Source organism: Paraburkholderia sp. 2C, assembly GCF_054589215.1.
The window spans coordinates 1-7,329 of record NZ_BAAILL010000056.1; the positions used below are offsets into that span (position 1 = coordinate 1).

Here is a 7,329-nt window from a genome sequence, read left to right on the forward strand (position 1 = left end):
GCTGTCTTCGAGCGTGAAATCGCCGGACGGCGCGAACACGTCGAGCGTGTCTTCCTCGATCACATGATCGTGCAGGTAATTCGATACCTTGCCGTTCGGCTCGCGCTTCACGCTGATCCGGTACTCGTGTCCGTTCGGCGCCGCCGACAGCGAATAGTGGCGGCGCACTTCCTCGCCGTCGATCAGAAGACGCAGCGCGATGAACTGCCCCGGCTTGAAGTCGAGCAATGCGCCGCCGTCCGCGGGGCGCAGATAGAACGACGTGATCTCGTCGCTTTCGCGTACCTTGCGCGCCACCGTGAACTTGCGCGTGCCGCGCCAGCCGCCCTGCGCCGCCTCTTTCGCCGCGTACGCGCTTTCCTCGAGGCCGATCAGGATATCGGCAAGCTGCCGGTAGGCGGCACCCCACGCCTCGATCACCGCATCGGTTGCGATCTCCGGCCCGAGCACTTCGCGGATCGCTCGCAGCAGACACGCGCCGACGATCGGATAATGCTCGGGCAGGATATTCAGCGACACGTGCTTGTTGACGATCTGCGAAACCAGACCGCCCAGCTGCTCGAGCTGATCGATATGGCGTGCGTACATCAATACGCCGTTGGCGAGCGCGCGCGCCTGGTCGCCGTTTGCCTGGTGTGCCTGATTGAAAAGCGGGCGCACTTGCGGATACTCGGCGAGCATCGTCCTGTAGAAGTGCGAGATGAGCGCCTCGCCGCCGCTTTCGAGCAGCGGAATGGTGGCTTTGACGATGGTGCGATGTTCGGTCGACAGCATGATTGATCTCCTACGATGAAATGAAGCGCACCAGGATAGGGGACTCAGGTCCGCACCTTAGGTATCCGACGTACTCCGTTGCGCTGATTATATGAAGCGGGAATGGGCGAAACGACGCGCGCATCGGAAAGCGAGTGTTTCCTCGTCGCACGGAATAGAGGATGTCGCATGCGTGTTCCTCGTACGACACGTCAGGGCGCCGATGCCATCGGCGTCGTCTTTGCGGCGTCGACATGGTCGTTGCGCCAGCCGCCGCCGAGGGCACGGACCAGATCGACGTTTGCATCGAGCTGCTGGGTCCGGATGTCTATCAAGCCGCGTTGCGCGGCAAGCGCGGCGGTTTGTGCATCGACCACTTCAAGATAGCTGACCGCGCCCCGACGATAGCGTGACAGCGCGAGATCGACCGACAGGTTAGCTGCGTCCACGGCCTGTTGTTGCTGGCTCGTCGCCGTGCCAAGTTGCGTAAGCAAGGTCAGATCGTCTTCCACCTGTTTGAACGACGCGAGCACGACGCTGCGGTAACGTTCGCCCGCTTCGGCCGTCGCGGCTTGGGCCGATTCAACTTGCGCTCGCCGCTTGCCGCCGTCGAACAGATAGACCGCGAGCGCGGGGCCAAGCGCCCAGTAAGAACTCGGCAAACTGAGCAGATCCGCGTAAACCGAACTTTGAAAACCGCCCTGTGCGCTAAGCGTAAGCGATGGGAAATAAGCCGCGCGCGCCACGCCGATTTTCGAATTGGCGGCTGCGACCCGGCGCTCGGCCGCCGCGATATCGGGCCTGCGTTGCAGCAACTGCGCCGGTACGCCCGTCGGAATCGCCGGAAGCGGCACCGGCTCGACGCCAGGGGCAACCGCGAAACTCGATGCCGAGGCGCCGACCAGCGCCGCAATCGCATGCTCGAGCAGCGCGCGTCTGGCTTCTACCTGCGTGAGATCGGACTGTACGAACGACAGCTGAGTGGTGGCGCGCGCAACGTCGAGTTCCGACGCGACGCCGCCGTCGTGCCGCTTGCGCGTCAACTCGAGTGCCTTGCGGTCGGCGTCGATCGTGTCTTCAAGCAGCTGGATCTGCTGATCGTCGCCGCGCAAGTCGAGCCAGGTGCGCGCCAGTTCGACCTCCAGGCTCAATTGTGTCGAGGCGAGATCATCCTTCTCAGCCTCGCTTTCTTCCTTGCTGGCCGCGACCGAGTCCCTGACACGCCCCCACAGATCGACCTCGTAATCGGCTTCGATGCCGAGCGTTGCCGCGTTGTAGTCGGTCGGCGCGGTCGCGCTGCGCAACGGCCGCGTGTCGGACTCGCGCGCGCGTTGCGCCGCGCCGCCCGCTGAGACCTGCGGATAGAGCTGCGACCTGGCTTGCCTGACGAACGCCTGCGACTGCACGTAGTGGTAATACGCGGCGCGCAGATCGTGATTGTGGGCGATCAGCTGGTCTTCGAGTTCGTCGAGTCGCGGTTCGCGATACAGCTTCCACCAGCCCGCGCGATCGAGCCGGTCGGCCGGCGCCGCGACAGTCCAGGACGTCGGCGATTGGTATTGCGTCGCGACCGGCACATCCGGAACCTGATAGTGCGGGGCAAGCGAACAGGCGCCCAGCGAAACGACGCCGGCAAGGAGCGCAACTGCCCGTAACCTAGCCATGATTCGCCGCCTCGATGCCATTACGCGCGACACGCACGCGATCGCCTTCGCTAAGGCCATCGGGCGGCGTATCGATCACGCGGTCGCTGCTTTTCAGGCCCGTGCCGATTTCAACGGCTTTTCCCAGATCCTGCTCGATGGCCACCGCTTTGAATCTGACTTCGTCGTGGCTGTCGACGGTCGCCACACGCAATCCGTGTTCGTCGAAGATCAGCGCGCTTGCCGGAATGCGCATCGCGCCATCGGGCACCGGCAGCGCGAAGTGCAGCGTCACGAAGCTGCCCGGCAGCAGCAGGTGTGCCGCGTTATCGACCTGCAATTGCACCAGCGTCGTCCCCGACGACGCGTTCACGGCATCGGCGAGACCGACGATATCGGCCGTGAAGCGCCGGCCGGGATACTCGGGAACCGTGAAGTCCGCGCGGCCGCCGCGTCTGATCATCGGCGCATAAAACTGCGGCACATGCACATAGACGCGCAACCTGTTCACGCTCGATACGGAAAACAGTTGCGTGTGGCTGCTGCTGCCCGCGTCGATCAATGCACCGATATCGGTATTGCGCGCGGTAATGACGCCGTCGAACGGCGCAACGATCGTCGCGAATGCCTTCATGGCAACCAGCCTGTCCACATTCGCCTGCGCGGCAGCGACACGCGCTTTCTTTTGCGCATAGTCCTGTGTGCGGTCGTCGACTTCCTGACGCGATACCGCGTCGGAACCCAGCAGCGCTTGCCATCGCTCGGCGCTTGTTTTTGCAAGCGCGGCGTCGGCCTGTGCGCTCGCGAGATCCGCTTTGGCCTGGAGCAGTTGCTGATCGAGTTCCGGTGTATCGATGGTCGCGAGCACCTGTCCCGCCTTCACGCGATCGCCGATGTCGACGCGCCACGATTTGAGGTAGCCGTTCACGCGCGCATAGATCGGCGCATCCGTGAACGACTCGAGGCGCCCCGGCAGATTCAGCGCGCCACCGGAGGCGGGCGGCGCCGGCGTGATAACCGTGACGGTCGGGATGGCCTGCGTTTCGGTCCAGTCCTTGAGCTCTCGACTGTTTCTGGCGCGTACCGCCGTGCCGGTGGCGAGAATGACGACCGCGGCGGCCGCGCCGATCATTCCGGCGCGCAAAAGCATGCGCCGCGGCGCGGACCGTGGAGTGGTTTCATCAGACATGGGAGGGACCTCGGGAAGTCGCCGGTAGCGCGGAATCGCGCCCCTTACGTGAATGCACGATGCAAAAGACGGCCGGCACAAGGAACAGCGTCGCCGTGGTGGCGAACAGCAGTCCGCCGATCACGGCACGGCCGAGCGGCGCATTCTGTTCGCCCCCTTCGCCAAGGCTCAATGCCATCGGCGCCATGCCGATCATCATCGACAGCGCTGTCATCAATACCGGGCGGAAACGCGTGGCGCCGGCTTCGAGCGCCGCCTTGAGCGCGTCGCCATGCACAGCGAGCCGCTCGCGGCAAAAGCTCACCACGAGAATCGAGTTCGCCGTGGCGACGCCCATGCACATGATCGCGCCGGTCAGCGCGGGCACCGACAACGGCGTGTGGGTCGCGTACAGCATCCATACAATGCCCGCCAGTGCGAGCGGTAACGCGGTCACTATCACGAGCGGATCCGACCACGACTGGAAGTTCACGACGATCAGCAGGTAAATCAGCACGACCGCGCCGACCAGCCCGAACAGCAAGCCGCTGAACGCGCTGTTCATTGTCTGCACCTGGCCGAGCAGGACGACGCGCGCGCCCTTGGGTACCGCGCTCGCGTTGGCGGCGACGATGCGTTTGAGATCGGACGCCACGGCGCCAAGGTCCCGCCCTTGCGTCGTGGCGAAGATCTCGACCATCGGCTGGATGTTGTAGTCGTCGACGACCGCGTCGCTTGTCGTGCGGCGAATCGTTGCCACACCGCCGAGGATTTGCCCGTCGCTCACAGCCGGGCCGCCTCCGACTGGCAGATCGGCGAGCGACGGGAGCGTATCGAGCCCGTATTGCGGCGTTTGCAGGACGATCGGATATTCGACGCCGTTGGCCGCATTCAGCCAGTACGTCGGTGCGACCTGACCCGAGCCCGCCATATGCACGACCAGGCTATTCGTCACGTCGCGCTCGGTCACCCCCTGCAGCAGCGCCTGAGTCCGGTTCACGTCGACGTCGAACTGCGGATTGCTTTGCGATTGCTGGATGCGCGCATCGGCAATGCCGGGCACATGGCGAATCTGGCGCAGCAACCGGTTCGCGTAGGCGAAATCCGCGGGCAAATGGCCGCCGCGGATCTGCAAGTCGATTGGCGCCGGTGCGCCGAAGTTCAGGATCTGGCTCACGATATCGGCTGGCGGGAACGAAAACGTCACGCCGGGAAACGCCTGCGGCAAGCTCTCGCGCAGCTTGCGCACATATTCGCGGGTCGGGCGGTGACCCGCTTTGAGCGCAACCTCGATGTCGCCGTCCTGCGAGCCGATCGTGCCGGTATTGTTGTAGGCCGTGTTCAGGCCGCTAATCGACAGGCCCATGTTATCGACCATCGTGCCGAGTTCGGTCGGCGGAATCGTCGCCTGAACACGTTTTTCCACGGCGGCGAAGATCGCGGCCGTCTTCTCGACACGCGTGCCGACCGGCGCGCGCACGTGCATCAGGATTTCGCCGGCGTCGACATCGGGGAAGAAGTTGCGGCCGAGAAACGGCACCAGTGCAAGCGATAGAACCGCAAATGCAAAGAATCCCGGTACGAAGCCGCGGCGATAGGCGAGCACCAGTTCGAGCATCGCACTGTAATGCGTGCGTGTGCGTTCGAAGCCAGCCTCGAACCGGCGCTGGAAGCGAACCAGCGGGTTCGACGTTTTACGCGGGGTGCGAGTGTGTTCTGGTGCGGGTTCCGGTGAGTTTTCGGGCGCGCTTTCGGGCTCATTTTCGGGCACATGGGGCTTCAGCAGGTACTTTGCCATCGTCGGCACGAGCGTGCGCGACAGGATGAACGACGACACCATCGCGAAGATCACGGCCTCGGCCATCGGCACGAACAGGAAACGAGCCACACCGTCGAGGAAAAACATCGGTACGAATACGATGCAGATACACAGCAGCGACACGAACGCCGGCGTTACGATCTGTGCGGCGCCGTCGAGAATCGCCTCTTCGACGGCCTTGCCATGCTCGAGGTGCCAGTTGATGTTTTCGATGGTCACGGTGGCGTCGTCGACGAGTATCCCGACAGCGAGCGCCAGCCCGCCGAGCGTCATGATGTTCAGGGTCTCGCCGAGCGCCGACAACGCGGCGATCGAGCCGAGAATCGCGAGCGGAATCGAAGTCGCGATAATGACCGTCGAGCGCCAGCTGCCGAGGAACAGCAGAATCATCAGGCTCGTCAGCACCGCGGCGATCACTCCTTCGCGGGCGACACCCGAGATCGCCGCGCGCACGAAGACCGACTGATCGCCGATCACATCCACCTTAAGTGCGTCCGGCAGCGACGCCTTCGCATCGGCCACTTTTTGCTTGACCCCGGCGATGATGGCGAGTGTCGACACCGAACCGTTCTTGAGGATGGTCAGCAAGACGGAACGCTTGCCATCGACGTGAACGATATTGGTCTGCGGTGGACTGCCGTCGGTCACGTCGGCGACGTCATGCATGAAAACTGCGGTTCCGTTGCCGGTCTTGATCGGAATGTTCCCGATAGCGGCGACCGACGACGGTGCGCTGTTCAGCTGCACGATGTATTCATAGTCGCCAACTTTCTCGGTGCCGACCGGCGTGATCAGGTTTTGGGCCGCCAGCGCGTTGGCGACGTCCTGGGCGGACAGGCCGCGTGCTTCGAGTTCGGATGCCTTGACGTTGATCTGCACCTGCCGTGTTTTTCCGCCATAAGGATAGGGTAGCGACGCACCCTCGACCGTCGTCAGAATCGGTCGCAGCTGGTTCAGGCCGAGGTCGCCGAGGTTCTGCTCGGTCAGCCCCTTGCCGGAAAGCGCCAGCTGGACGATAGGGACGGTCGACGCGCTATAGGTAACGATCAGCGGCGGTGTGGCGCCGGGCGGCAGCTGTTTGAGGATGTACTGGGAAATCGACGTAACCTGCGCGTTTGCCGTGCGAATGTCGGCGTGCTTCTGGAAAAAGATCTTGACGACCCCGTAGCCGGAAATGGACCTGCCTTCGATGTGCTGAACGTCGTTGACCGTGGTCGTCAACACGCGCTCGAACGGCGCCATGACGCGCCCCTCCATCTGATCGGGAGGCAATCCCGTGTATTGCCAGATCACGGCGATCACAGGGATATCGATGTCGGGGAAGATGTCGGTGGGTGTCCTCAATGCCGAGAGAATGCCGACGATCAGAATGAAGATGGCCAGCACGACAAACGTGTAGGGCCTCCTCAAAGCAATGCGAACGATGCCAATCATGCGGGCTCCAGAATTGCAGGGACCGTGACGCGCTGCTATCGCCGCGACCTGGGCGGACGTTCCTGCCTTGATCGGTCGCAGGTCGTGCCGGATATCGTCGGCGATGGCTCATAGTGTTAGCGTCAAAGCATGCGGTTCTGAAGCCGCGCGTTCAACCGCTCATTTGCCAAGAATCACTTATGAATGAGTGAACAATCGAAGAGGGCACGCGGGCTCGCACAGGGCGATGGCAATGTCGGCCATGCGTATGCGGTTGTTTCCATTTGCTCAACGAGCGAGCGATGGATGGCGGTGTAGTCAAGAAGAAGCGGGCGTCGCCCGGTGTGGGCTGACGGTAATCTCCGATGCGTTGCTCGTTGCTCGTTGCTCGTTGCTCGTTGCCCGTTGCCCGTTGAGACCGTCGAGACCGTTGAGACCGTTGAGACCGTTGCCGGCTTTACCCGCGCGAGGTGTGCCCGTACACCCGGCGCGCGGGTTCGCCGATGCGCGCTTACGAATTCGCCTACGAATTG

At 63.2% G+C, this 7,329-nt stretch carries 5 protein-coding genes; all 5 read right to left on the reverse strand.

Annotation, left to right across the window (positions count from 1 at the left end):
* Nucleotides 1-774: globin domain-containing protein (locus ACYPXD_RS28865; protein WP_459719747.1), on the reverse strand; the 774-nt coding region annotated here is incomplete at its 3' end.
* Nucleotides 775-965: 191 nt separating this feature from the next.
* Entirely contained in the window at nt 966-2,417 is a 1,452-nt protein-coding gene (locus ACYPXD_RS28870) for an efflux transporter outer membrane subunit (protein WP_459719750.1), read from the reverse strand.
* Nucleotides 2,410-3,585: an efflux RND transporter periplasmic adaptor subunit gene (locus ACYPXD_RS28875; protein WP_459719754.1), complete on the reverse strand. Its 1,176-nt coding sequence runs from the start codon at nt 3,583-3,585 to the stop codon at nt 2,410-2,412. The genes ACYPXD_RS28870 and ACYPXD_RS28875 overlap by 8 nt, the downstream gene beginning before the upstream one ends.
* Entirely contained in the window at nt 3,578-6,817 is a 3,240-nt protein-coding gene (locus ACYPXD_RS28880) for an efflux RND transporter permease subunit (RefSeq protein ID WP_459719757.1), read from the reverse strand. Before ACYPXD_RS28880 ends, ACYPXD_RS28875 begins: the two co-directional genes overlap by 8 nt.
* Nucleotides 6,818-7,114: 297 nt before the next feature.
* The coding region (locus ACYPXD_RS28885; protein ID WP_459719762.1) for a hypothetical protein at nt 7,115-7,329 on the reverse strand (215 nt) is incomplete at its 5' end.

Excerpts from the sequence above, each read along its gene's own strand:
- ACYPXD_RS28870 (WP_459719750.1), bottom strand. The coding sequence starts at position 2,417 with ATGGCTAGGTTACGGGCAGTTGCGCTCCTTGCCGGCGTCGTTTCGCTG.
- ACYPXD_RS28875 (WP_459719754.1), bottom strand. The coding sequence starts at position 3,585 with ATGTCTGATGAAACCACTCCACGGTCCGCGCCGCGGCGCATGCTTTTG.
- ACYPXD_RS28880 (WP_459719757.1), bottom strand. The coding sequence starts at position 6,817 with ATGATTGGCATCGTTCGCATTGCTTTGAGGAGGCCCTACACGTTTGTC.